The 24,792-nt window shown below is 67.0% G+C and carries 14 protein-coding genes; 5 read left to right on the top strand and 9 right to left on the bottom strand.

What is annotated here, in order from left to right; all coding sequences use genetic code 11:
• Window positions 1-199: 199 nt before the first annotated feature.
• Both iorA and JW876_01890 read left to right on the top strand, forming a co-directional pair.
• Window positions 200-1,972 carry an indolepyruvate ferredoxin oxidoreductase subunit alpha gene (gene iorA, locus JW876_01895; GenBank protein ID MBN1884261.1) on the top strand — a complete coding sequence of 591 codons (1,773 nt, stop codon included), beginning with the start codon at window positions 200-202 and terminating at the stop codon, window positions 1,970-1,972.
• Window positions 1,973-2,013: 41 nt separating this feature from the next.
• The gene (locus JW876_01890; protein MBN1884260.1) at window positions 2,014-2,595 is read left to right on the top strand and encodes an indolepyruvate oxidoreductase subunit beta; all 582 of its coding nucleotides are present in this window, start codon (window positions 2,014-2,016) and stop codon (window positions 2,593-2,595) included.
• Between the two features lie 110 nt (window positions 2,596-2,705).
• Here the strand turns inward: JW876_01890 and JW876_01885 are convergent, their stop codons facing one another.
• From JW876_01885 to JW876_01850, 8 genes are all read right to left on the bottom strand, one after another.
• Window positions 2,706-3,428, bottom strand: a complete 723-nt coding sequence (locus JW876_01885; protein ID MBN1884259.1) for a hypothetical protein — start codon at window positions 3,426-3,428, stop codon at window positions 2,706-2,708.
• On the bottom strand, window positions 3,415-8,199 hold the full coding sequence (locus tag JW876_01880; protein ID MBN1884258.1) for an efflux RND transporter permease subunit: 4,785 nt from the start codon (window positions 8,197-8,199) through the stop codon (window positions 3,415-3,417). The genes JW876_01885 and JW876_01880 overlap by 14 nt, the downstream gene beginning before the upstream one ends.
• A complete protein-coding gene (locus JW876_01875) occupies window positions 8,192-11,293 on the bottom strand; it encodes an efflux RND transporter permease subunit (protein MBN1884257.1) in 3,102 nt (1,033 codons plus the stop codon). The genes JW876_01880 and JW876_01875 overlap by 8 nt, the downstream gene beginning before the upstream one ends.
• A 25-nt stretch (window positions 11,294-11,318) precedes the next feature.
• The gene (locus JW876_01870; protein MBN1884256.1) at window positions 11,319-12,392 is read right to left on the bottom strand and encodes an efflux RND transporter periplasmic adaptor subunit; all 1,074 of its coding nucleotides are present in this window, start codon (window positions 12,390-12,392) and stop codon (window positions 11,319-11,321) included.
• A gap of 22 nt (window positions 12,393-12,414) precedes the next feature.
• Window positions 12,415-13,911 (bottom strand): TolC family protein, encoded by a 1,497-nt coding sequence (locus JW876_01865; GenBank protein MBN1884255.1) that lies wholly within the window; start codon window positions 13,909-13,911, stop codon window positions 12,415-12,417.
• 49 nt (window positions 13,912-13,960) lie between these two features.
• Window positions 13,961-17,293 (bottom strand): hypothetical protein, encoded by a 3,333-nt coding sequence (locus tag JW876_01860; protein ID MBN1884254.1) that lies wholly within the window; start codon window positions 17,291-17,293, stop codon window positions 13,961-13,963.
• A gap of 43 nt (window positions 17,294-17,336) precedes the next feature.
• Window positions 17,337-18,221, bottom strand: coding sequence for an ABC transporter ATP-binding protein (locus JW876_01855; GenBank protein MBN1884253.1), 885 nt, complete (start codon window positions 18,219-18,221; stop codon window positions 17,337-17,339).
• Between the two features lie 277 nt (window positions 18,222-18,498).
• The gene (locus JW876_01850) at window positions 18,499-21,816 is read right to left on the bottom strand and encodes a hypothetical protein (protein ID MBN1884252.1); all 3,318 of its coding nucleotides are present in this window, start codon (window positions 21,814-21,816) and stop codon (window positions 18,499-18,501) included.
• A 289-nt stretch (window positions 21,817-22,105) separates the two neighbouring features.
• Between JW876_01850 and JW876_01845 the strand changes: the two genes are divergently transcribed.
• The 3 genes from JW876_01845 (at window position 22,106) to JW876_01835 (ending at window position 23,836) form a co-directional block, all read left to right on the top strand.
• Window positions 22,106-22,393: a ferredoxin gene (locus tag JW876_01845; GenBank protein ID MBN1884251.1), complete on the top strand. Its 288-nt coding sequence runs from the start codon at window positions 22,106-22,108 to the stop codon at window positions 22,391-22,393.
• Between the two features lie 316 nt (window positions 22,394-22,709).
• Window positions 22,710-23,048, top strand: a complete 339-nt coding sequence (locus JW876_01840; GenBank protein ID MBN1884250.1) for a ferredoxin — start codon at window positions 22,710-22,712, stop codon at window positions 23,046-23,048.
• Window positions 23,049-23,095: 47 nt separating this feature from the next.
• Window positions 23,096-23,836, top strand: a complete 741-nt coding sequence (locus tag JW876_01835) for a tetratricopeptide repeat protein (GenBank protein ID MBN1884249.1) — start codon at window positions 23,096-23,098, stop codon at window positions 23,834-23,836.
• A 103-nt stretch (window positions 23,837-23,939) separates the two neighbouring features.
• Here the strand turns inward: JW876_01835 and JW876_01830 are convergent, their stop codons facing one another.
• On the bottom strand, window positions 23,940-24,290 hold the full coding sequence (locus JW876_01830; GenBank protein ID MBN1884248.1) for a hypothetical protein: 351 nt from the start codon (window positions 24,288-24,290) through the stop codon (window positions 23,940-23,942).
• Window positions 24,291-24,792: the final 502 nt, after the last annotated feature.

Below are 24,792 nucleotides of genomic sequence, written 5' to 3'. Positions count from 1 at the left end.
CGGCAGCGAGGCATGATTCCATAATGCATTGCATTGTATGGGAATCCGCCCCGCGGGGCCACGGTTTTCGGCCCTTCGTCCGTATAATTATTAGTTGAATTTTTCCGGTTTTTCTCGTACCTTTGACGAACGATGCCTTGTCTTCACGATGACGATACTGTCTTACCGATACATCACATCCACCAGGAGGAACCCTGACATGGAGATGATGCTGTCCGGCAACGAGGCGCTCGCCCGTGGCATGTACGAGTTCGGGGGTGAGTTCGCCTCGGCCTATCCGGGAACGCCCAGCACCGAGATCCTCGAGACGATCGGCCGGTTCTTCAAGGACGACATCTACGCCGAGTGGGCGATCAACGAGAAGGTGGCGCTCGAGAACGCCGTCGGCGCGAGCTACGGCGGCGCCAGGTCGCTCGCCGCGATGAAGCACGTCGGCGTGAACGTCGCAGCCGATCCGCTGATGACCCTCTCCTACACCGGCGTCGGCGCCGGGCTCATCATCGTGAGCGCCGACGATCCGAGCCTGCACTCGTCGCAGAACGAGCAGGACAACCGGTGCTACGGCAAGTTCGCCTCGATTCCCGTCCTCGAGCCGTCCGACAGCCAGGAGGCGAAGGATTTCGTCAAGTACGCCTTCGAGATCTCGGAGGAGTTCGACACGCCGGTGCTTTTGCGCCTCACGACGCGGATCTCCCACTCCAAGGGGCTCGTCACGATCGGCGAGCGCGAGACGGTCGAGCACGGCGGCTTCGAACGCAACATCACGAAGTACGTCATGGTTCCCGGCCACGCGATCAAGCGGCACAGGATCGTCATCGAGCGGCTCGAGCGGCTCGCCGCCTACGCCGACGCGACCGAACTCAACCGCATCGAGTGGAACGGCAAGAAGGTGGGCATCATCACGGGGTCGGTCGCCTACCAGTACGCGCGCGAGGCGATGCCCGGGGCGAGCATCCTCAAGCTCGGCCTCGGCTATCCCCTGCCGATGAAGAAGATCCGCGAGTTCGCCGCCGAGGTGGGACGCCTCCTCGTCGTCGAGGAGCTCGAGGGCTTCTACGAGGAGCAGATCGCCGCGGCGGGAATCCCCGTCGAGGGGAAGAAGTTCTTCTCGAACTATCTCGAGCTGAACGTCGATCGCGTCCGCGAGGGGCTCGTCGAGGCGGGCGTCCTCTCCGCGGAGCACCTCCCCGCCAGCAGGGAGCGCGCGGAGGTCCTTCCCCGCCCGCCGGTCCTCTGCCCCGGCTGCCCGCACCGCGGCATGATGGTGGCCCTGCGCAAGCAGAAGGTCTTCACCACGGGCGACATCGGCTGCTACACCCTCGGCGCGCTGCCGCCGCTCGAGCAGATCGACACCACCCTCTGCATGGGCGCCTCGATCGGCCACGCCTTCGGGATCGAGAAGGCCGGCAAGACCGAAAAGAAGACGGTCGCCCTCCTCGGCGACAGCACCTTCCTCCACTCGGGGATCACCTCCCTGGCGAGCGTCGTCTACAACAGGGGCACGACCACCACGATCATCGTCGACAACCGCATCACCGCCATGACGGGCGGGCAGTTCAACCCGGCCAACGAACGGACGCTGATGGGGGAGGAGACGAAGGCGATCGACCTCGAGAAGCTCTGCCGCGCGCTCGGCGTCGAGCACGTCCGCAAGGTCGATCCCTACGACCTCGCCGGGACGGAGGCGGTCCTCGCCGAGGAGATCGCGCGAAACGAACCGAGCGTCATCATCACGACCCGGCCCTGCATGCTCTTCCCGAAGAAGGTGAAGGGCGTCGCCTTCCACGTCGTCGCCGACTCGTGCATCGCCTGCGGCGCCTGCTTCAAGGTGGGCTGCCCGGCGATCTCGGCGAGCGAAGAGACGAACGACAAGGGTCGTCCGAAATCGAAGATCGATCCCGCCGTCTGCACGGGCTGCTCGATCTGCGCGCAGGTCTGCCCCGCCGACGCGATCGTTCCCCCCGGGGAATGAGCGGCGGGCCCAAGACGAACCGACGGTGAAAGGAAACGACGATGAGCGACAAGACCACCAACGTGCTGATCGTGGGAGTCGGCGGACAGGGAGTGCTTCTGGCGAGCGAGATCCTCTGCGAAGTGGCGAAGGTGACGGGGCTCGACGCCAAGAAGAGCGAGGTCCACGGGATGTCCCAGCGGGGAGGCATCGTCACGAGCCACGTCCGTTTCGGCAGGAAGATCCACTCGCCCCTTATCCCGACGGGGACGGCGGACGTCATCCTCGCCTTCGAGATCGCCGAGGCCCTCCGGTGGATCCACGAGCTCGCCGACGGCGGCGCCTTGATCGCAAACAGCCAGCGGATCGTTCCGACGATCGTCTCGACGGGCACGTTCTCCTACCCCGACCATATCGAGGAAGCGCTGAAGAAGCGCGTGCCGAAAGCGACGGTCGTGGACGCCTTCGCGCTCGCCGAGAAGCTCGGCAATTCTCGGATGGTGAACACGATCCTTCTCGGCGTCCTCTCGCGCTCGATCGACATCGAGGAGTCGACGTGGCTCGACGTGATCGAGCGGATGGCCCCGAAGGGAACGGGAGAGATCAACAAGAAGGCCTTTCTCGAAGGGCGCGCCGTCGAGTAGAAGCCGCCCGGGAAACGACCGCACGGAGCGCCGCCTCGCGGCGCTCTTTTTTTTGCGCCGCGCCTGCGCCGGCGCGCCTCGCCGGTCGGGGATCCGTGCCCGCGCGCCGATCAGACGAACTTCTCGCGCTTCTGCAGGTTGAAGAGGCCGGCGAGGAAGGAGACGACCGCTCCCGCCGCGAGGAAGATCCGGTTCTTGAGGATGACGTCGGCCCAGACGGACTCGTTCATCCCGTCGGGGAGCCGGAAGGGATTGAGGAAGACGTTCCACCGGCTCGCCCCGATCTGGCCCGCGGCGAAGAGGAAGCCCGCGGCCAGGACGATCATGATCACCGCCGTCCCGTTCCCCGACCGGACGACCGTCGAGAGCATGAATGCGACGCCGCCGAGGAAGAAGATCGGGAACATGAGCTCCCAAACCATCGCCCCGACGTCGATCGGCGCGAGGGCGAGCTCGGCGAAGAGGGCGAGGGGCACGAGGAGCGCGAAGACGATGGCGTAGATGAGAACGAGGCGGACGAGCCACACCTTGTACCGGTAGTCGGGGATGCCGAAGAGGATCTCGATCATCCGCGTGTCGACGTCCTGCTGGATGCCGAAGACCGTCGGATAGAAGACGAGGAGCAGCCCGGGGAAGAGCAGGAGATCGTAGACCGTGCCGGCCGTCGGCACGGCCTCCTCGCCGAAGATGTTGATCGCGGTCACGCCGAGGTAGAAGAGGACGGCCCCGCCGAGGAAATAGACGAACTTCCCCGCGAAGACGATCTTCAGGTTGTGGCGGACGATCCGCCGCACGAGATCGATGGCGTCCGCGATCCGTTTACCTGCCGGCATGGGGCAGACTCCCTTCCGCGCCGCTCCCGCGAAGCAGCCAGATGTAGGCGTCCTCGAGGCTCGGCCGGGCCCGCTCCGCCGCGGCGTGGGGCTTCTCCCCGGCGAGGACCCGCGCGCGCACCATCGCCCCGTCGCGCATGTGATGCACGACGCGGTGGCGGGCGAGGAGCGCCTCGAACTCGGCGGGGGGCACCGTCACCATCCACACGCGCCCCTCGGCCCTCTCCGTCATCCGTGCCGGTTCGCCGAGGTAGCGGAGAAGCCCCTCGCTCAGGACGGCCACCAGGCTGCACGAGCTCGAGATGTCCTCGATGATGTGCGTCGAGAAAATGACCACCCGCTCCCTGCTCAACTCGACGAGGAGGTTGCGGAAACGGATCCGCTCGCGCGGGTCGAGCCCCGCGGTGGGCTCGTCGACGACGAGGATCCGCGGCAGGTGGAGCAGGGTCTGGGCGATCCCGATCCGCTGCTTCATCCCCCCGGAGAACGCGCCGATCCGCCGGTTGGCGTGCTCGTCCATGTGGACCGCCCCGAGGACGTAGTCGACCCGCGCGTCGCGGGCGTCGCGATCGACGAGCCCGCGGAGGATCGCCTGGTAGTCGAGGAACTCGCGCGCCGTCATGTTCTCGTAGGTGCCGAACTCCTGCGGGAGATAGCCGATGAGACCCTGGAGCTCCTCGCGACGCTCCGCCGTGTCGATCCCGTTGATGAAGACCTTGCCGTAGCTCTGCTCGAGAATCCCGCAGACGACACGCATGAGCGTCGTCTTCCCCGCGCCGTTCGGGCCGAGCAGACCGAACATCCCCCGGCCGATCTCCATCGAGACGCCGCCGAGCGCCCGGAAGGGCCGCCGCGGCCGTCCGAGAAGGGGCAGCGCCCAGACGGCTCGGTAGACGGCGAGCCGGATCCCGGCGAAACGGCCGACGATGAGATCGAAGTCGACGCGTCCCGATCGCACCCGCCCGGCGAGCGCGTACACGCCGAGGGCGCCGAACCAGAGGACGGCCGCGAAGACGACGGCGGCCCGCGATTCCCAACGCGTCCAGAAGAAAACGAGGTTCGCCGCCGGGAACGCCCAGAGGAGGAGCTCGCGAAAGAGGCGGTCGATCCGTTCGCCGCTCGCGCTCCGGGCGGCGAGACCGGTTTCGATCGACCGCCAGGCGCGCCACGCCAGTGCCCAGACGGCGTGGGAGAGGAGGAATATCCAGAAGCCCGACACGAGGTAGACGTAGACGAAGTAGGCGGCGAACGCGAGCAGCGGCGCCTCCCAGCGAAGCCCGCCGGGGATGCGCGACGTGGACGTCCCGCCGCCGTTCTCGCCGGCGATCCGCGCCCCCTTGCGCCACTCGCGGACGAAGCGCGTGGGCCGTTCGTAATCCTTGGCGAGGTTGCGCACGCTGACGACCACCTCGTCTTCCGCGGGAACGAGCTCGGCCCGCGCCCGTCGCAGGCTCGCCAGAACGAACCAGGTGCATCCCGGCACGAGGAAGAGCAGGGAGAAGATCGCGGCGATCCGCCAGAGGAGCGAGTCGATCCGCGCCCAGGCGAGCCAGACGCCGCCGGCGAAGAGGACGGCCTGCAGCAGAACGAGCCGCCGGTCCCGGCGATGCATCCACTCGAGCGTGTTCTCGAGCCCCGAGTAGGCGACCGGTATGAGGACGAGCGTGAAGACCGTCCCGAAGGCGAGCCCGCCGATGATCGTGATCGCGAAGGGAGCGCCGAGGATCGTCGCCTGCTCGATCTTCCCCATCGCGAGGGGGATCATGCCGACGATCGTCGTCACCGCCGTGATCATGATCGGCCGGAGGCGCGCCTGCCCCGCCGTCATGAGCGCGCGGGCGCGGCGGTATCCCCGCCCGCGCAGTATCCGCGTATAGTCGATGAGGATGATCCCGTTGTTGACGACGACGCCGAGGAGGATGAGGAGCCCGGTCATCGTGTACATCGAGACGAGGGGGGTTCCGGTGAGGATGAGCAGGACGAAGGCCCCGACGCCGGCGAGGGGGATCGTGAAGAGGATGACGAGCGGGGCGGTGAGCGACTCGAAGACGGCGGCGAGGATCATGTAGATCAGGATGAAGGCGACGAAAATCAGGAAGAGGAACTCGCGGTACTCGGGATCGCCGTGGACGATGTCGAGGGCGACGCCGTCGGGGAGGCGGAGCCCCGCGACGAGTTCGTCCACCTCGCCGCGAGCCGCGCCGAGGAGTGATCGGGACTGCATGACCTCCGAGGCGAAGTCGTAGCGCACGGTGACGCGCTTCTCCTGGTTGAAGCGGTTGATCCGCGGCGTGCCGAAGGCGTAGACGAAGCGGGCGATCTGTCCGAGCTCCACCGTGCCGCCGTCCGAGGTCGCCACGGAAAGACTGCGGAGTTCGTCGATCGTCTTGCCCGCCGAGCCCCCCTCGGCCGCCACCTCGTCCGTGCGGATGACGATCGGTATGCGCTCCCCCGCGCGATGGAGGACGGCCGAGGCGCCGTACTCGTCGGTGAAGGCCGCGAGCTCCCGCCTGATCCCGGAGAGGGCCACGTTCCGGTCGCCGGCGACGGCGTCGTCGAAGAAGAGGTGCAGCTCGGGGCTGTTCTCGCTCGCGTCGTGCGAGGCAGACGAGACGGTCGAGAGGTCCTCGAGGTAGGAGACGAGATCCTCGGCGACGTTCATCAGCACGCCGAAATCGTCCCCCTCCACGTGGATCTCCTCCGTTGTCGCCGCTCCGCCCAAAAGACCCCCGGCGCCCCCCGCGCCGCCGCCTCCCCCGCCGACCACGTGATAGCCCGTGGCCGAGGGATTCTCGCCGATAGAGACATCGCCGCCCCGCAGCTCGTCCGTGCGGCTCTTGACGTCCTCCTTGACGGCCGCGTAGGTGTAGCGCCGCTCCTCCCAGTAGCCTTCCTTCAGGTCGATCTGCAGCATCGCGCTCCCCGCCTCGACGCGCGTGAGGAGCTGTTCCCGCTCGGGGAGATCGGAGAGGCGTTGCTCGACGTCGGCGATGGCCGCGTCGGTGGCCTCGAGCGTCGTCCCCTCCGGCATCGTCACGTAGACGTCGATCTGGTTCGGCTCCTCTTCCGGGGCCGAAGCCGCCGTCATGCCGATGGCGAGGGCGAGCGAGAAGAAGAAGGCGACGACGGCGAGAACGATCGTCCGCGCCGGGTGGCGCAGCGCCGTCTTGAGGAGCGTCGTGTAGGCCTGCATCAGCCGGTTCCGCCTGGTGACGATGCGGAAACGGGCGTGGTCGACGCCGCCGCGGCGCGAGAGGAAGCCGTGGGTCACGACGGGCACGAGGAGCAGGGCCACGACGAGGGAGACGAGGAGGGTGGAGACGACCGAGACGGAGAGGTGGGTGCCGAGCAGGCGGATCTCCATCCTCTCCGAGAAGACGAAGGTGAGAAAGACGGTGACGGTCGTGAGCGTGGCGGCGAGGATCGACCGCCAGACCTCGCCGGTGCCCCCGGCAACGGCGGCCGTCACGTCGCCGCGGTTGAACGAGAGGTGCCGGTAGATGTTCTCGAGGACGACGATGCTGTTGTCGAGCAGCATTCCCACGACGAGCGCGAGCCCGACGAGGGTGAAGAGGTTGATCGAGATGTCGGCGGCGTAGAAGAAGTTGAAGGCCGCGAGGATGGACACGGGGATCGCCAGCGCGATCGTGGCGACGAGCCGGACGTTGCCGAGGAACATCCAGAGGACGAGGACGGCGAAGAGCCCCCCGACGACGGCGAGCTGGACGACGAGATCGACGTTCTCCCGCATCGCCTCGGCCGCGTCCGTCTCGACGGCGAGCTCGACGCCGAGGGAGGCGAGATCGCGGTTGATCTCGCCGATCGTCTTCTGGACGCGCCCGGACAGGTCGATGATGTTGACCTGGCTCTCGCGGGTGACGGTGATCGTGACGGCGTCCTTGCCGTTCACCCGGCTGATGCTCGTCTCCTCCTTCGCCCCGAGCCTGATCTCCGCGATGTCCCCGAGGCGGACGTCCCCCTCGCCGCGGACGACGAGATCCTCGATGTCGCGGACGTCTTCGTACGACGAGGAGACCGTCACGAACCACCGCTCGGCCCCGTCGACGGCGAGCCCGACGAATGCGTCGCTCGGGCCGCCGCCGTTGACGATCGCGGCGACGTCGGCGGCGGTCACGCCGACCGCGAGACAGGCCGTCTCGTCGAGGAGGATCTCGACCGCCTCCTCGCTCCCCCCGGCCACGCCGACCGCGGCCACGCCGTCGACCCCCTCGATCCGGGAGACGACCCGCTGCTCGACGACGCTGCGCACCCGGTCGACGCCCCCCTCGCCGAGCGCCTGGAGGGTCATGAGCTGCTCGTCGGCCATCGAGAAGTCCAGCGGCGCGGAAACGGCGACGTCGTAGCCGTCCGGCAGGGAGGCGCGGACGAGGTTCACCTTCTCCTCGAGCCGGAGGTAGGCGTACTTCATGTCCGTGCCCTGGAGGTAGGAGATCATGATCCCGGCGCTCCGCTGCCGGATGCGCGTCTCGATGCTCTCGATCCCCTCGAGGGTGCCGATCGCCCCCTCGACGGCGAGCACGGCCTGGCGCTCGATCGTCTCGGGGTCGGCGGAGGCGCGGCTCGAGACGCTCACGACGAGCATCGGCAGTTCCATGCTCGGGATGAGTTCGACGGGGAGCTGCCGCCACGAGACGACGCCGAGGAGAACCGCCCCGGTGAAGATCATGGCGACGAGTGTCCTGCGCCGGATGGCGCCCTCGATGATGCTCATCGGCTGGCGGCGCGCCGCGGGCGCGGCCGGTCTATTCACCCCTTCCGAGGCCGTCGATGACGTGGTAGACGCAGGGGATCACGGCGAGGGTCAGGAGGGTCGAGGTGACGAGCCCCCCGATGACTGCCACCGCCATCGGGGCGCGCAGCGAGGCGCCCTCCCCGAATCCCAGCGTGAGGGGGAGGAGGGCGAGGATCGTCGTCACGCTCGTCATGACGATCGGCCTGATCCGCCGGACCCCCGCCTCGACGATCGCGTCCCGTATCGACATCCCGCCGCGCCGGAGTCCGCCGATCGCGTCGACGAGGATGATCGAGTCGTTCACGGCGATCCCCGCGAGCATGATGATCCCGATGTAGGCCATCACGTCCAGCGTCCGCCCGAGGAGGAGGAAGGCGAAGACGGCCCCGACGCCGGCGAGCGGGATCGTCAGCAGGATCGTGAAGGGGTGGCGGAGCGATTCGAACTGGGCTGCGAGGACCATGTAGACGAGGACGACCGAGAGGACGAGGGCGAAGCGGAGCGACCGGAAGCTCTCCTGCCGCAGCAGCTCCTCGCCGGTGATCTCGAGGCGGTATCCCGGCGGCAGGTCGACGTCCGCGGCGATGCGCTCGCGCACCCCCGCCACGAGACGGTCGAAGGCGCGGTCGTCGGACCGGTCGGCCGTGACCCGCCCGACGCGCTCCTGGTCGCGCCTGCGTATCTCGCGCGGCGCCTGCCCGAGACCGATGTCGGCGACCTCGACGAGGCGCACCTCCCCGCCGCCCGCCCCCTCGAGGACGATGTCGCCGAGACCGTCGATCCCCACGTCGGGCTGGCGGAGGACGATGGGCGTCTCCTCGCCCCCGCTCTCCCACTCGCCGGCGTCGGTGCCGTCGAGGCGGTTGCGCAGCTGCGAGGCGATCGAGCCCACGTCGACGTCGAAGTGCCCCGCGCGGCGGCGGTCGACGGCCACGCGCACCTCGGGCCGCCCTTCCTCGAAGCTCGTCGCGACATTGGCGAGCCCGGGGATCGCCGCGAGGATCTCCTTGATCGACCGGGCGAGATCGGCGAGAACGTCGAGATCGGGCCCCCGCACCTCGACGACGACGGGCGAGGACTCCGTGCCGAGCGTCGTCTGGAGGGCCGAGCGGTCCTGGACGAACCGCCCATCCACCTCGGGGATGTCCCCGATCATCGCGTCGATCGCCGCGGTCATCCCGCTCGCCGCCTCGCCGCCGGCGGCCGTAACGATCCGGATCACCGCGGTGTTCTCGTCCTCGAAGACCGACGTCTCGGTGCGGATCATCCCCGTTCCGGGACCGACCCGGCTGTAGATCGAGGTCACCTCGTCGCCGAACCGCTCGCGGATCATTTCCTCGACCGTCTCGACCGCCGCGGCCGTCCGCGCGAGGGTCGTTCCCTCGGGAAGCGTGAGCTCGAGGGTGTACTCGCCCGTCCCGGAGCCGGGGATGAACTCGCTCCCGACGAAAGGCAGCAGCGCCGCCGCGCCGGCCACGAGGAGCGCCGCGAGGCCGATGACGAGACGGCGCCTGTCGAGGAGCGCGCCGAGCAGGCGCCCGTAGCCGCCGAAGCGGATCGATCGCGGCGCCGCCGCCGGGCCGCCCCGGAGAAAACGGCCGGCGAGCATCGGGATGATGAGGACCGCCACGACGAGGGAGGAGACGAGGGCGAAGGCGACCGTCCACGCCTGCTCGCGGAAGAGGGCGCCTGCCGCGCCGTGCAGGTAGACGATCGGCAGGAAGACGACGATCGTCGTGATCGTCGAGGCGGTGATGGCCCCGGCCACCTGGCTCGTCCCCTCGATCGCCGCCTCGCCGGCCCCCTTCCCTTCCTCCCGCCGGCGCAGGATGTTCTCGACGACGACGATCGCGTTGTCCACGAGCATGCCCGCCCCGAGGGCGAGACCGCCGAGCGTCATGATGTTGAGGGTGAGGCCCGTGAAGTACATGAGATTGAAGGTGGCCACGATCGATATCGGTATCGCCACGCAGACGATCGCCGTGGTGCCGATGCGGCGGAGGAAGACGTAGAGGACGGCCACGGCGAGAAGGATCCCGAAGAGGAGGGCCTGCTTGACCTCGTCGATCGCCCCCGTGATGTAGGCCCCCTGGTCGCGGACGACGACGAGCTCGTAGCCGGGGAGGCCCGCGCGGAGGCCGTCGAGCTCCCCGATCACGGCCCGCGCCGCCTGCACCGTGTTGAACCGCGTCTCCTTGTAGACGTCGAGCCCCACGCAGCGCCTGCCGTCGACGCGGACGATGCTCTCCGGGTCGCGGTTGCGCAAACTCACCCGTGCGACGTCCTCGAGGTAGACGGGCACCCGGCCTGTCGACCCCGCCGCGGCATTCCCCGCCGGGGCGCCGCCTCCCGCGGCCGCCTCCGGCGAAACGTAGGTCACGACGGCGTTTTCGATGTCCTCGATCGATTCGAAGGTCCCCATGCCCCTGATCACGTACTCGCGCCCCAGCTCGACGATCGAGCCCCCCGTCGCGTCGGCGTTCATCGCCTCGATGCGGCTCGCGATCGCCGACGTCGTCAGTCCGTACGCCTCGAGGAGGTAGGGATCGGTCTCGACGACGACCTCCCTCTCCTCGTCGCCGGAGATCTCCACCTCGGCGATCCCCTCGATGCGGACGAGCTCGCTGCGCACGTGCGACTCGGCCGCGCGGCGAAGGACGTCCATGTCGTCGATCTCGGGGTGCAGCAGGGCGAGGGTGACGACCGGCTCGGCGTTCGGATCGTGCTGGGTGATGACGAGCTCCTCGACGTCCTCCATGCGCGACACCTGCGTGACCGCCTTCTGGAGGTTGAGGAACGCCTCGTCCATGTCGGCGCTCCACGAGTACTCGACGGTGACGCGCGAGGCGCCGACGCGGGTGACCGAGGTGACCCGGACGACGTCGGCCTGCTGGGAGGCCGCCGCCTCGAGCCCCTCGACGAAGCGCTCCTCGACCTCCCCCGGCGGCATCTCGGCCGTCTCGAGCTCGACGAAGAGCCGCGGGGAATCGAGGGCGGGAAAGAGGTCGATCCCGAGACGGGTGAAGGAGATGTAGCCGAGCAAAAGGATGCCGAGGGCGATCATGACGACCGCCACCGGGTGCCGCACGGAGAATGTCGCGATGCTTTTCATCAGGGTTCTTTCCCTCGCCGGCCGGTTACCGGACGATCTTCACCTTGGCGCCGTTGCGGAGCGTCTCGAATCCCTTGACGACGACCCGCTCGTTCTCGGCGAGCCCGTCGACGACCTCGACGTGGGTGGGATTCTCGAGGCCCGTCGTGAGGCGGCGTCTCCGCGCCGCCCCCTTCTCGACGATGTAGACGACCTTGCCTTCCCGCTGGGAGAGGATGATGTTTTTCGGAATGACGATCGTGCTGTCCCGGCGGGCCGTGACGACCTCGGCCCGGACGAACATCCCCGGGCGGAAGCGGAGATCGGGGTTCTCGACGACGATCGACGTGGCAAAGGTCCTCGTCGCCGGATCGATCGCCGGCCCCACCCGTTCGACCGTGCCGGCGAGCGTGTCCCCCGATACGGCGTAGCTCGTCACGCGAACGTCGAGCCCGCGTTTCACGCGATCCAGGTCCTTCCCGGGCAGGGCGACATCGAGGACGAGCCGCCGGAAGTCCATGACCGACGCGATCTCCGTCCCCGCGTCGACCCGCACGCCGGGCGTGCGGTACGGAAGGGAGGTGAGCACGCCGGCGATCGGCGAGGTGACGGTGAGCTTGGCGAGATTGATCCGCGCGTTCCCGTACGCGTACTTCGCGTTGAGCCAGTTCTCCTCCGCCTGGTTGAGCTCGGTGAGGGTCACGCCCCCCTTCTCGTAGAGGGAGCGCTGCTTCTCGAGCTCGCGCTCGGCGTTCTCGAACGCGAGTTTCCTCGCGTCGATCGCGATCGAGTTCTCCTCCTCGGGATTCTCGAGCCGGACGAGGGCCGCCCCCGCCTCCACGCGGTCCCCCGGCGCCCATGCCCGGCCGGTAACCGGGTTCTTCAGCAGCCGGTAGTTGCCCGCCTTCTCGGAGAGGAGCTGCGCCTCGCCGATCGCGGCCGCCGTCCCGGTCGCCTCGATGAAGGTCTCTATCGAGCCGGGGCGTATCTCCTCGACGGAAACGGATACGGCGATCTCGGTCGCCTCCTCATCCCCCGATCCGCCGCAGGAGGCGAGAAAAAGGGCCGCGGCGACCGCGAGAAGCCCCGCCACGTGCAACGTCCTGGTTTTGTGGGTCATCTCATCCTCTCTTCGCGGAGATTCAACGCAGCGCCCGCGCGTCGACGGCGGGGCGTTCCTTCTCGAAATCCCAAAGGGACGTGATCTTCATCTCGAGCAGGGCGAGGCGGTAGTCGATGAGCGCCTGCGTCTCGTCGAGACGCGCCTGCGTGAACTGCGTCTGCTGCTGGCTGAGGTCATAGCTCGATATGTCGCCGTTCCGGTAGTTCTCGAGGGCGATATCGTAGGTGAACCGGGCGTTGCGCACCTCGATCTTCTTCAGCTCGATCTGGCGGGCCGCCGCCTCGACGTTGCGCCAGGCGGAGCGGATGTCGATGACGATGTCCGTCTTGAGCTCCTCGAGATCGATCTCGGCGTCGCGCAGGCTCGTCTCCGCGGCGCGGATCCCCGATTTCTTCGCCCCCCAGTCCCAGATCGGGATCTCGAAGGTGATCGCGAAGCCCCGGTCTTTCTCCGGCTCGTCGTAGACGTCGGCCAGCTTGCCGCTCGTTCCGAAGGTGCCGTAGGAGAGCTCGAGCGCGCCCTCGAACTCGTTGTCCGCGCCCGCCTGGACGACGTCGTCCATCGCGCTTTGGAGGGCGATCGCCCGCTGGCGCAGCTCCATGCGATGGGAGAGCCCGTACGAGAGGGCCTGCTCGTAATCGACGGAGACCGGCTCGTACCCGATATCGGCGGCGATCTCGATCTCCTCGTCGATGGGGAGGCCGATCAGCCTCTTGAAGCCGTCGAGGCGCGACTGATAGGTGACCCGGCTCGTCTCGATGCTCGAGCGGGTCTGGGCGAGCCCCACCTCCTCCTGGTAGAGGGCCTCGAGGGCCATCAGGCCCGCGTCCGCCTTCTGCCGGGCGATCCCGTAGCTCTCCTCCTTGGCGGCAAGCTGCTCCTCCTGGATCGCCAGCTCCTCGCCCGCCTTGTAGACCCCGTAGAAATCGTTCATCACGTTCGACTCGAGCTGGAGCACCGCGATCGCGTAGGAGAGCTCGGTGTTCTCGAGGGCGAGCTCGAGCCGCCTCGTATCCATCCTCGTCGCGTTGTAGGTGAAGAGGGGCTGGCGGTAGTTGAGGCTGAGGCTGTTGCTGTACGAGATGTCCGTCTCGTCGGTGAATCCGCTGTAGGAATCGCGGTAGCTGAGGTTGTCGGCGAGGTAGAGGGTGCCGTCGGTGAGCTTGATCGGCTGGCTGATCGTGAAGGTCCCCGACGACGTTGTCGTCCGCGTATCGTAGAAGGTCGAGAAGAGCTCGTTGAAGTTCGTCCGCTCGCTGTAGTCGATCGGCGTCACCGAGAGCGAGAAGCTCGTGCGCAGGCGCGCACGCTGCCGGTTGAGATTCTCCTGGCTCCGCTCGAGGGCGTTCTGCTGCCTCCTGATCGTCGGACTGTTCGACATGGCGATCTCGAGCGCCCGCGCGAGGTCGATTTGCTCCGCCCCTCGCGCCCCCGGCGCGGCGGCGACGGCGATCGCGATCGCAAGAAGCGCGGCGGCTCGCCGCCGGCGGCGTATCGTGTGCCTGTTCGGTCTCATGTCTCCTCGCATCCGTCTCGTGTCCGCCGGGCGACGCGGGCGCCGGGCGTCACTGCCTCACCCATTTCACGGCGTCGGCGAAGACGCGCCCGCCGTCCGTCTCGTCGGTCAGCTCGACGCGGGCCTCGCCGGCCGAGAGGTACCAGGAGCCGAGGAAATTCCAGCCCTCCTCGGCCTTCTGCGCGTCGAGGGACACCTCGTCGATGCCGTCGTCGTGGTGCACGAGATAGCTGTAGCTCCCCGCCTGGGTCCGGTTGGCGCGGCGGCCCCTGCCGAAGGGCGACTCCACCGAGCCGACCCAGGCCCAGACGCCGTGGACGCCGCTCTTCTCGATCGTCCCCGTCCAGGAGGCGCGGTTGCTCCCGTCCCCCGCCCGGACGAAATGGGCGGAGAGGACGTGCCTGCCGTAGAAGGTGGTGTTGATCCCCTTCTTCCAGACCTCCGGCGCGCCGAAGCCGATCCCTTCGTACTCGTTCTCCTCCTCGCCGCGCCCGCGGCGCAAAAGCCGCCGGAGCAGCCCGGCGCTCCGCTCGCCGGTGATCGAGAATCCCGGATCGAGGTCGTCGACGACGATCTCGCCGGGCTCGGCGAGCGCCGGCATGGCGTCGAGGACACGCTCGCCGTCGAAGATCCCGCCCGATCCCTCCTCGAAATCGTCGAAGTTGCGGATCATCGCCGCGGGAAGATTCTTCGAGACGAGGGTGTTGACGGTCATCCGCCGCGGCTGGAAATCGAGGACGAACCCCACCTCCCGGGCCTGTCCCCCCTCGAGGAAGATCGTCCGTTCGACACTCTCCTCGTCGCCGCCTCCCGGCGGGCCGAAGAAGCCCCGCCCCCGTCCGCGCGCGGTGAAGGTCACGACGACCGCGCCGTCCGCCGGCTCGTCGTTGCCGACGACGAAACGCACCTCGTAGCGCGTCCGGTCGTTCTCGTCGACGACGGTATAGGAGCGGACGCCCGCGAGGATGAAGCCGGGGAGGTCGCGCCCCCCGTACCACCGATCGATCGTCGCGGCGAGATCGATGCCGAAGCGGCCTTCCATCTCGTCGGACAGCAGGTCGGCATCGATGCCGCCGAACCGCCCCGCCTCGATCGCTTCGTCGACGAGGGCGGCGAAGGCCTCCTCGCCGGCGTGCCGCTGGAGAAGGAGAAAGAGCTGGCGCCCCTTCGCCCGAAGGGCGTCCGGGGCTGCCGCGCGCTTTTCCGGATCGGCCACGAGATCAGCGAGGCTCGTCTTCGCGAGTTCGAGGTTGGTCTCCTCCTCGCTGCTCAACCCGCCGAAGAAGCTCGTGAACGGGCTCGCCTCCCCCTCGATCCGCCCGGCGATCCACGATTCGAGCGCCACGTCGAGAACGGGCCACCGCCCGGAGCCGACGTGTGTGACGTGCGTGTAGTACATCGGGAAGGCGTTGAAGATGCGGTTGTTCTGGTACAGATCGTTCATGAAGCCCCGCTCGCTCAGCTCCCCGGCGAGCACCCGCCCGGCGAACCGCGTGAACTGCCGGCTCTGCTCCTCGGCGGGGGTCAGCTCCTCGGCCGGTCCGCGGCGCCTGCGGCCCATCTGCCGCTTGAACATGTTGAAATCCGCCTCCTGCACGAGGAGGCCCCGCTCGGGCAACAAAACGATCTCCGGCTGGATCGTCTCGCGCTGCATCGACCAGAGCCGCTCGCGGGCGACGAAGGTGACGGGGACCTCGACGATCGTGTACCGCCGGTCGGGATAGGAGAGGCCGAGGAGCCGCTCGTAATCGGCCCGGACCTCCCGGACGAGCTCGGGCAGGGTGTCGCCGACGGCGTCCATGTACTCGTCGAACCAGTCGTTCCCCTCCCGGATGCAGAGGGCGTACCGGAGGGAATCGACCTCGATCGCCCGCTCCTCGAACCGGCCGATCGCGAGGGTGAGGCCGTCGAGCGGACGTTCCGGCTCGAAGAGCCAGCGCCCCTCCCCGCGCTTTTCCCTCGCGCCCTGCGAGACGGAAAGGAGTTCGGGCCTCGTCGTCACGTCGAGGCGGTAGCGGGCGAAGCCGGCCATCCTCGTCTCGGGCCGCGCCGGATCGTACGGCATCCCCGCGCGCGGATACCACCCCGCCTCGGGGGTCAACAGCACCCAGGAGGGGGTCACCCAGGCGTGGCGCTCGCCGATGACGAACATCGCGATCCGGAACCAGGGCTCCCGCCCCTCCTCGCCCGTGTCGAGATAGCAGGCGCCGTCGTCGATCGCGCCCCCGTATTGGACGACGAGGGAGTCGCGCGCGCCTGGCGGCAGGGCCGCCGGCGGCGTCACCGAGAGGACGTGACGGTCGCGCGTGAAGGCCGCCTCGCGGCCGCCCCGTTCGACCCCGCGCACCTCGAGCCCCGGGTTGAGCGTGAAGAGATAGCGCTCGATCGGCCGGTCGCCGTCGTTGGCGAGCAGGATCGCCGCCTCGCAGTCGATCCGGTTCCCCTCGTGGACGAGGGAGAGATCGCACCGCTCGACTGCGGGCGCGGGTTCGCCGGCGAGCTCCGCCGTCAAGGCGCGCATCGCCTCGCGGGCCGCGGCGGCCCGGCGGAACCGCGCGTCGTGCATCCCGGCGGCGGCGACCGCCGCGGCGAGGAAGAAAAGCGCGAGGACGCCCGATGCGACCGTCGCCGCGCGCGACTGGGAGAGCCGGCGGAGCCTGAGGGAGGTGGCCGCGATCCCGGCGAGGCCGAGCAGCAGGAAGACGCCCCGCTGCAGGACGAGTCCGAAGGGATCGGCGAAGCCGGCGATCCCCGACCTGACGAGGGGCAGGTGCAAGCCGAGCAGGTCGAAGAGGCCGTGCTGCTTGGGACCGAGCCAGAAGAGGGAGATCCCGATCACGCCGAGCAGGAGAACGAATGTGACCGGCTGGTTCCGGACGACCGTCATGAGGAGAAAGGAGAAGCCCAGCGTGAAGACGATCGTCGGAAGGGCCACGAGGAGCGGGTAGACGATGTACGCGGAGGCCACGAAGGGCCCGCCGGAGAAGGCGATGTTGAAGACGGCCGACATGACGAGGACGACGAGATCGAGCAGGGCGAAGACCACGAGGATCCCGAGGGTCTTGCCGGCGACGTAGGTGACGTTCGGCATCGACCGCATGTAGACGACCTCGGTGGTGTCGAGCTTGCGGTCGCGTTTCAGGAAGTCGGCCGAGAGGAAGACCGCCACGATCGCCTGCACCACGTTGAGGTAGAGGATATTGATGAGGGGGATCGTGGTGCCGAGACCGCGGAAGACCCACGGCTGCCCCCAGAACCCGGTGAAGAGCCCGAGGCTCATGAAGGCCAGGATCGCGAGGGCGGCGAGGGAGAGGATCCGGAAGAACCAGCTCCTGAGGAGAAGCCTGATCTCGGCCTTCGCCACGGTGAGGAGGGTATACACGTGAAGCCTCCCGTTTTCGTTCCCGCCCCGGAGCCGGCCCGGCTCACTGCGGCGTCAGGAATTCCATGAAATAGACGTACGCGTGCTCGAGGTCCGGATCGACCGGCTCGGCGGGCGCCCCCTCGGGAGGATTCTCCGCGACGATGTCGACCTCCCAGCCCCCCGCGGCCGGGACGGTCGAGATCACCGGGTAGCGCTCCTTGAGCGCCTCGAGCTCGCTGTCGATGGCCGTCACGCGCCAGGCGTGCCCCTTCGCCTTCTCGACGAGTCCGTCGGGGGGGCCGTTGTAGACGACGCGCCCCCTGTCGAGGAGAGCCATGTCGCGGCAGGTGCTCGAGATGTCGCCGACGATGTGCGTCGAGAGGACGATGACGATATCCTTGCCGCTCAGCCCGGAGAGAAGGTTGCGGAACCGGATGCGCTCCTCGGGATCGAGCCCGGTCGTCGGCTCGTCGACGACGACGATTCGCGGCTCGCCGATCAGGGCCTGGGCGATGCCGAGGCGCCGCTTCATCCCGCCGGAGAGCTTCGAGGCGAAACGGTCGCGCGCCTCCCAGAGCCCCACCTGGTGGAGCATCCCGTCGACGGCCTCGCGCCGCTTCCGCCCGTCGCGCAACCCGGCGAGGGCGGCGATGTAGTCGAGGAACTCCCACGTGCGGATCTTCGGGAAGAAACGGAAGTCCTGCGGGAGGTAGCCCGTCATCGCGCGGACGGCGCCTCGGTTGCGGGCGAGGTCCATCCCGTCCACCTCGACCGTGCCCGCGGTGGGCTCCATCAGGGTGACGAGGATGCGCATGAGAGTCGTCTTGCCGGCGCCGTTCGGCCCGAGGAGCCCGAACATCCCGTTCGAGATCGCGAGGTCGACGTCGGCGAGGGCGCGCGTGCCCCCCTTGTAGACCATCTCCAGGTCCCTGATACGGATATCCATACGCCCTCCCGGTGAGCCTGACCTTCTCCTCGTCGACCGGTGATCTGGCCGGTTACACGGGCCGGCCGCGCCAACGTCCGCCTGTCAACCGGTACGGGAGCCGGCGCCCGTTTGTTGCCCGGCAACCGCGTGGCGGCGTCTTCCCGACTGTACTCCCTGGCGGCCAGGGACACAAGCGCCTTGGCGATGGATGCCGTCCGATCGGTCGCCGCGAATCGATACGATCCCATCCAGGGCTGACCGGCCGGATGTCCGCGACGGAACGCCGGCAGGCCGGTCAACGCGTCCCATCGTCCACCGGCACCCACTTGACGGCGTCGGCGATGATCGGCCCGTGCGTCGACTCGTCGCTCAGTTCGACACGCGCAGGCCCCATGGAAAAGGAGTACCGTCCGAGCAGTATCCATCCGTCGTCGCGTCGATACGGCACGATTTCGACCTCGGTCGTGCCTTCACCGTGCGCGAGGAGATACCGGTAGGGCTTGTCGTACATGAACGGGTCGGAAATCCCGATTCCCGCCCGCATCCGAGGCAGATACGAGTAGACGTCATAGCGTCCTGAACGCGGGAGGGTTGCGTTCCAGGAAACGCCGCGCTCGCCACGCCCCGCCCGGATGACGCATGCCGACCTGACGATCCCGCCGTAAAAGGCCCGGTCGACGACGAACGTCCAGCGCCGCGGCGAGTCGTTCCGGGCCAGGCAGACATATCCGCGCCCGGTGTCCTCGTCGCGTCTCCACGGCAGCAACCGACCGGGCAGGCCGGTCTCCGCGCGTTTGATCTCGAATCCGTCGTCCTCGTTATCGACGATGATTCCTGCCTCCTCGCCCGTGATTTCCTCCAGGCTGACGGAACGGCTCCCATCGAGGATCTCTTCCGGATCTTCGACCGTCCCGTCACGCGGAAACCAGGCGATCGTCTCGGGAAGGTTGCGCGAAACCAGCGTATGGACGAGCACGCGGCGGGGACGGCGCGAGACGAGCATGCCGAATTCCTTCGCCTCTCCGCCGTCGAGACAATACCGTCGAGCGAAACGGTCGCGTCCACCGGAGAGCACCTCGACCTCGATCATCCCACCGACGGCTCCCGTGTTGGCCGCGCAGATCCGGATATTGTACAACTCGCGATCGCCCCGCAGTGCTTTCGCGACGGAGATCCGGCCGATCTCGTATGCCGGCAACTCCGTATCCACGTACCAATCGGCCAGAAAATCCTGGGCGTCGATGCGTGCGAGCCTGCCGATCTCATCGAGAAGAGCATCGCCGTCGAGACGCTCGAACGCAGTCGCGGTCAGTGCCGAGTCGAGCAGTCCGGCGAAGACTTCCTCGCCAACACTCGCCTCCAGGCAACGGAACAGCCATGCTCCTTTCACCACAACTCCGGCTCGACTCTGACGATCGACAGCCGCATCGGCGGCCAACGATCGGATGCTTTGCTTCGTCAGCGACATGTTCACCGTCTCGAGGGCGCTGAGATTCCCGGGGGCGGGGGCCCTTCCCTCGCCCCGCATCGCGTCTCCGGCAACGCGGACGAGGCCGCCGAGGGGCCGGGAGGCGATGTAGGCGTCGAAAGCCGCTTCCAGGATCGGCACGTCCGGGTGGACGATATGCCGTACGCCCGAGAGAAAGAGCCGATGGGACAGATGCGGATTCGCGACTTCGCGCAAGGCCTCGGCCTGTGTCCGCTCGGGCGTGGGATCCTCGTCATTCATGCCACGCAATCCAGTCGAGATCGCGCGCAAACCGAAGAACTGGCGCCCGCCGAACCGGCCGACCTTCCTCTCGGGCACGAAAACCATCTCCGGTTGCGTTCCGGCGTCTCCGGTCACGAGGAACGGATCGTCGATCCACGAGAAGGTTGCGGGAACCTCGACGAGAGCGAACCGCCGGAACGGGTAGACGAGACCGTACTTCCGTTCCACATCCTCCCTGATTCCACGGACGACCGGCCCGATCGTATCCCCGAGCGCCGGGAAGATACGATCTCCGATATCGTGACCGCGGCAGGTATGGCAACGGTACGTGACCGAATCGACATTGACGGATCGCGTCCGGAACGGCGCGGCAACGAGCGATATGCCGGCAAGCGGCGTTTCCGGGGCGAATAGCCACCTTCCTCCGCCAGCATCGCGGTTCCCGCCCTGCGACAACGGCACGAGACTCTCCGCGACGGTCACGTCGAGCGAGTACCGCGTAAAGTCGACGTGCCGACGAGAAGGATCCCCCGGATCGAATCCTGCGCCCGCCCGCGGGTACCACCCTGCCGCCGGTACGAGAAGGACCATACCAGGCTCCACGAAGGCGTACCGTCTCGCATGCCGCAGGAACGTATACGCATTTTCGCGCTTCGTGTCCTCTCTGTCTTTTTCCGCGGCGTACTGATACATCGCCTCCTCGTCGATGCGGCCGCGATAAGCGAACTCCAGGGTATCGACGGACCCCGGCAACAGGGGGCGAGGTGGCGTGACGACGAGAACATGCGCTTCCCGTTTTCGCCGACAGCCCCCCCTCGTACTCGAGACGCTTGTTATCTCGAGGCCGGGATTCAGATTGAAAACATAGCTGTCTGCTTCCCTGCTTTCCCCGTTCGCGATGCGCATCCTCGCCGTGCAGTCGATGCTTTGCCCTTCATGTCGAACGATAAGATCGCAGTCGGTCACGGCGATTGCCGAACCGACTCCGTACGTCGTCCCGGTCTTCCTCATCCGTTCTCGGATCCGTATACCCCGTCCTTCCGACGAGACGATCGCGAAACTCAGTACGACCGCCGCTGCCGCACCGAGTGCAGCGATGCCACGGACTGCGACGTATACCGCTCTGGCCTGCCGGGGACGACGCGACAGGTGTGTCGCCGCGCCGCAGAGAGCGATGCCGGCCGAGAAAACGACCGCCCGCCGGGCGATGATTCGGCCGATTCCGCCCGCACCCGCGAGCGGCGACAGAACGAGCGGTGAGGAAACGGCGAAAATATCGAAGATGCCGGCCAGTGAAATCAATGCGAGGAGCCCCAGCGCGGCGACGGGAGCGACGAGAGCCGGGGGCAACACCTGTCGGTGGCGATTCGCCGCATGGAGGAAGTGAACGATTCCCGCAGCGAAAACGAAGGCCGGCAGGAAAACGAGCAGTGGCAGATACAGGTACGCGGCGGCATCCACGGCGATGTCGGGATCGGCAAGATTGTAGATCATCGCGGGCAGTTCGGCGACCGCAACGATCGATGCACAGGCCAGCAGAACGGCGATGGTCTTTCCCGCGACCAGTTCGGGATTCGTCACGCTTCGCGCCGATGCGGCCGCTTCCGTATCGAACAGCCCATCACGCCCAATCGCCGCGTCGACAAGAAAGACGGAGACGATCGACATCGTAATTGTCGAAATGATGACCGTTTCCAACGGAATTCCCGTCGGCAGAAGGGATGCCGCGAGCCAGAGAAAACGGCCGGCCTTCCACGAATAATCGAAATCCTCTCTGACGACCGCCGCAATCCGAATCGACTGCACGACCGCGACGACCGACAGGAGAGTCCCCGCAACGCCGACAAACAGGCGACTCCGAAGAACGAGTTTCGATTCGTAGCGTATCAGAATTTTCAGCACAGAAACCCCGAGGATCCAACGGGCTGCTTCGGATGGTCCCGAAGGGCATGGATGAAACGGCCAGCGCTTGTCATCAGCACATATAACACCTCTTCATCTATAGGAACCTAGCAAAGACGCCACACACCCATCAAGACAAATAAGGTATAATATATATGTGACATAGTATAGGGATATTTACGTCGCTTGCGCCCCGTTAATGCAATAAATATAATAAATTGTGCTTGACGTCATAAAATATATATAATACTCTAACGTGCCAACATACACTTCGCCAAAGGAGCCGCCGATGCGAAAGCGAACGGCAATTGTTTTTCTGGTGTCGATTGCCATAGTCCTGGTCGTCTCCGTCGTTGCGCAAGAGGAGACAAAGACTTACAGGCTTGAAAACAGGGATGCTTGTACCGGATGTGGCCGATGCGTTGACGAGGCGCCCGGCCTCATCTGTATCGAGGAGGGGATGCCGTTGTTCGAGAAAACGTGGAGTGTCTATTACAGCACCTCGAATACGGAAGAGATTGAAAAACTCGATAACGCAGCGAATGAATGTCCCTTTGACATTATTCAAAGCGATTGATCATCTTCCTTTCATGGAATAGCAGGGTGTCGTCGAGGCGGGCTTTATCGGTGCGATGAGGATGCGCGCGAGGCTCGTATTCCTTCGAATCCACGCCCGCAACGCGTTTACACCGGATCGCGGAGACCCGTTCCATCCCTGGACGGAACCGGGCGGTTGTCGCCAATATCTTACAAGTGTAACCGTTTGTTTGCACCCCGCGCCGCCGTTGCCGATATTTTGTATTATCAACATGTTCGGGCCGGGAAATTGCGTGCGTTCGACGTCTAACTGATAGTGCAATTGCCTTTTCTCCGACGCAACGAAAGGAGACCGGATGAGAGCTGCCATCCAGCGAGCGACCGTCGTCTTCATCGCTGTCGTCGCCCTCGCCGCACTCTACGCGGCGTTGCCGGCACCGGCGAGATCCTCCGGCGGCGCGTACCTGATCATCCTCCAGGAGGAGTGCATCGATTGCGGCGTCTGCTACTACGCGTGGCCGGACATCTACATGCAGGACGAGTACACCTGCACGGCCCGCTTCAATTCGTCCACGACCTGCGGGTACGTCTCCAATTCGTGCGTTCTCGTCAATCCGTGCGAGGATGCCTACGAGGCCGTGGAGTGCTGCCCGGTCAACGCGATCGTGCCGTGGATCGAATACCCGTGCGAATGAACGACCGGTCCGCGTGACCGGTTTCCGCTGAACCCGCGGAACGGAGTGTGAACAAGACCATGTCGGAGAAAAGGCTCTTTGTCATCGCGGCGCTCGCAGCAGCCGCCGCCGTCGCCGCGCCCGCCGCCGCGCCGGCGACGCGTTCGGAAACGGCGCCGGACCGCGCCGCCTTCGCGGCATGCCACGCGCGGCTCGATCGCTGCGCCCCGGCCGACAGCGCCGCCGCCATCGCCGAGCTGCTCGAGTTGCACCAGCGTGCCCTCTCGGGCGACCTCGCCCTTCTCGAGGGCGCCGCCGCCTCGATGCCCCCGCGCGCCCGCTTCGGTTACGCCAACATCCTCCTGCGCCTCGGGCGCGCGCGAGAGGCGCTCGTCCTCTACGACGGACTCGTCGCCGAGCGACCGGCGTGGGCCTGCCCGTGGCACAAAAAGGGGCTCGCCCACAGGCGCCTCGGACAGCACGATGCGTGCGTCGCCGCATACCGGCGGGCGATCGAGCTGAAGCCGTCGGACGCCGGCACGCGCGTCGCACTCGCGCGCGTCGAGTGCGAGACGGGCGACTTCGCCGGCGCCCTCGAGACGCTGCGCGGCGGGCTCTCGTGCGCCGGCGTCGATCTCGACGATCCCGGTCGCCGGTCCGTGCAGCCCGACATCGAATTCCTCTGCCTGAGGATCCTGCGCGGGTGCGGCCGCCGCGAGGCGGCGGCGGCCCAGCTCGAACGATGCCGCCGGCTCGCCCCCGACGACCCGCGCCTCGCCGGGGCGGAAACCGCCACGCCGGCCAGATGAGACGGCGCGGGCGGCCGACCGGCCGCCCGCGCATCGAATCCGCCGCCGGCGTCTCCGGGGCCGCCGCGGACGACACGCCCGCCCGCGTCCCGCGGAACGTCCGTCAGTTGCAGCAGTCGTCGGTGCTCTCCTTCTCCCTGATGAAGCAGAAAGGACAGGTGGCGACGAGTTCCCTGCGGATCGCGCTATTGTAGACGATGCCGCAATGGTCGGAGTCTGGACACGGCTCGCCGTCCGCTCCCTCGACGAAGTACGCGTGATCCTCCACGGCGATGCAGTCGGCGATCCCCTCGCACGCCCCGCACCCGATGCACTCGTCGATCTCGATCACGAGGACGTCGCCGTCGTCGTAGAAGCCGGCGTTCGCTCCCCGCGAAGCGAGAGCGAAGACGACGAACACCGCCGCCGCGCACACGAGCACGCCCGCGGCAAGGATCATCCGGTTCCGTCTCATCCGCGCCTCCTTTCCGTTGCGATGCGCCCCGCGCCCGGACTCCCTGGCCGTTCGGGGTGTGGCCGGCTCCGGCGTCAGCCAGAAACCGGACGCCGCCAAGACGTAAACAATATTTTACACTATCACATATTGTTTACGCGTTCTTGCGATAATATGACGCCGCCCCTTGCGCGAGAACACAACGATTTACAAGCAGAGATGATATACGACTTCTGCGCTGGCCGCAAGCGATGAAATCGGTCGCGAGAAATATTTGAGCGACATAATACAATAAACAGATTGACTCGCGTGACGAAGCACGTATAGTGGAAGACGGGTTCAGGGGCAACGTCCAGTATCGCACTCCGTTTCAATCCGATCGCGGTGCGGCCGCCGGCCATGCCGACGAGCGCGCGGGAACGTGTCCAGCGCGCACGAGGCGGCCCGATGGGGGTTCGTCGGCCGCACGCGTACGCGCCCGAAAGCGTATTCCGGGCGAAGGGTATCGGCGCGAGTGCGCCGC

The organism is Candidatus Krumholzibacteriota bacterium (genome assembly GCA_016931295.1).
GTDB lineage: Bacteria > Krumholzibacteriota > Krumholzibacteriia > Krumholzibacteriales > Krumholzibacteriaceae > JAFGEZ01.
This window is presented reverse-complemented; position numbering and strand designations above follow the sequence as displayed.

Bases quoted from the DNA above. Each gene is read 5' to 3' on its own strand.
- iorA (MBN1884261.1), top strand. From the start codon at position 200: ATGGAGATGATGCTGTCCGGCAACGAGGCGCTCGCCCGTGGCATGTAC.
- JW876_01890 (MBN1884260.1), top strand. From the start codon at position 2,014: ATGAGCGACAAGACCACCAACGTGCTGATCGTGGGAGTCGGCGGACAG.
- JW876_01885 (MBN1884259.1), bottom strand. From the start codon at position 3,428: ATGCCGGCAGGTAAACGGATCGCGGACGCCATCGATCTCGTGCGGCGG.
- JW876_01875 (MBN1884257.1), bottom strand. From the start codon at position 11,293: ATGAAAAGCATCGCGACATTCTCCGTGCGGCACCCGGTGGCGGTCGTC.
- JW876_01870 (MBN1884256.1), bottom strand. From the start codon at position 12,392: ATGACCCACAAAACCAGGACGTTGCACGTGGCGGGGCTTCTCGCGGTC.
- JW876_01865 (MBN1884255.1), bottom strand. From the start codon at position 13,911: ATGAGACCGAACAGGCACACGATACGCCGCCGGCGGCGAGCCGCCGCG.
- JW876_01855 (MBN1884253.1), bottom strand. From the start codon at position 18,221: ATGGATATCCGTATCAGGGACCTGGAGATGGTCTACAAGGGGGGCACG.
- JW876_01845 (MBN1884251.1), top strand. From the start codon at position 22,106: ATGCGAAAGCGAACGGCAATTGTTTTTCTGGTGTCGATTGCCATAGTC.
- JW876_01840 (MBN1884250.1), top strand. From the start codon at position 22,710: ATGAGAGCTGCCATCCAGCGAGCGACCGTCGTCTTCATCGCTGTCGTC.
- JW876_01830 (MBN1884248.1), bottom strand. From the start codon at position 24,290: ATGAGACGGAACCGGATGATCCTTGCCGCGGGCGTGCTCGTGTGCGCG.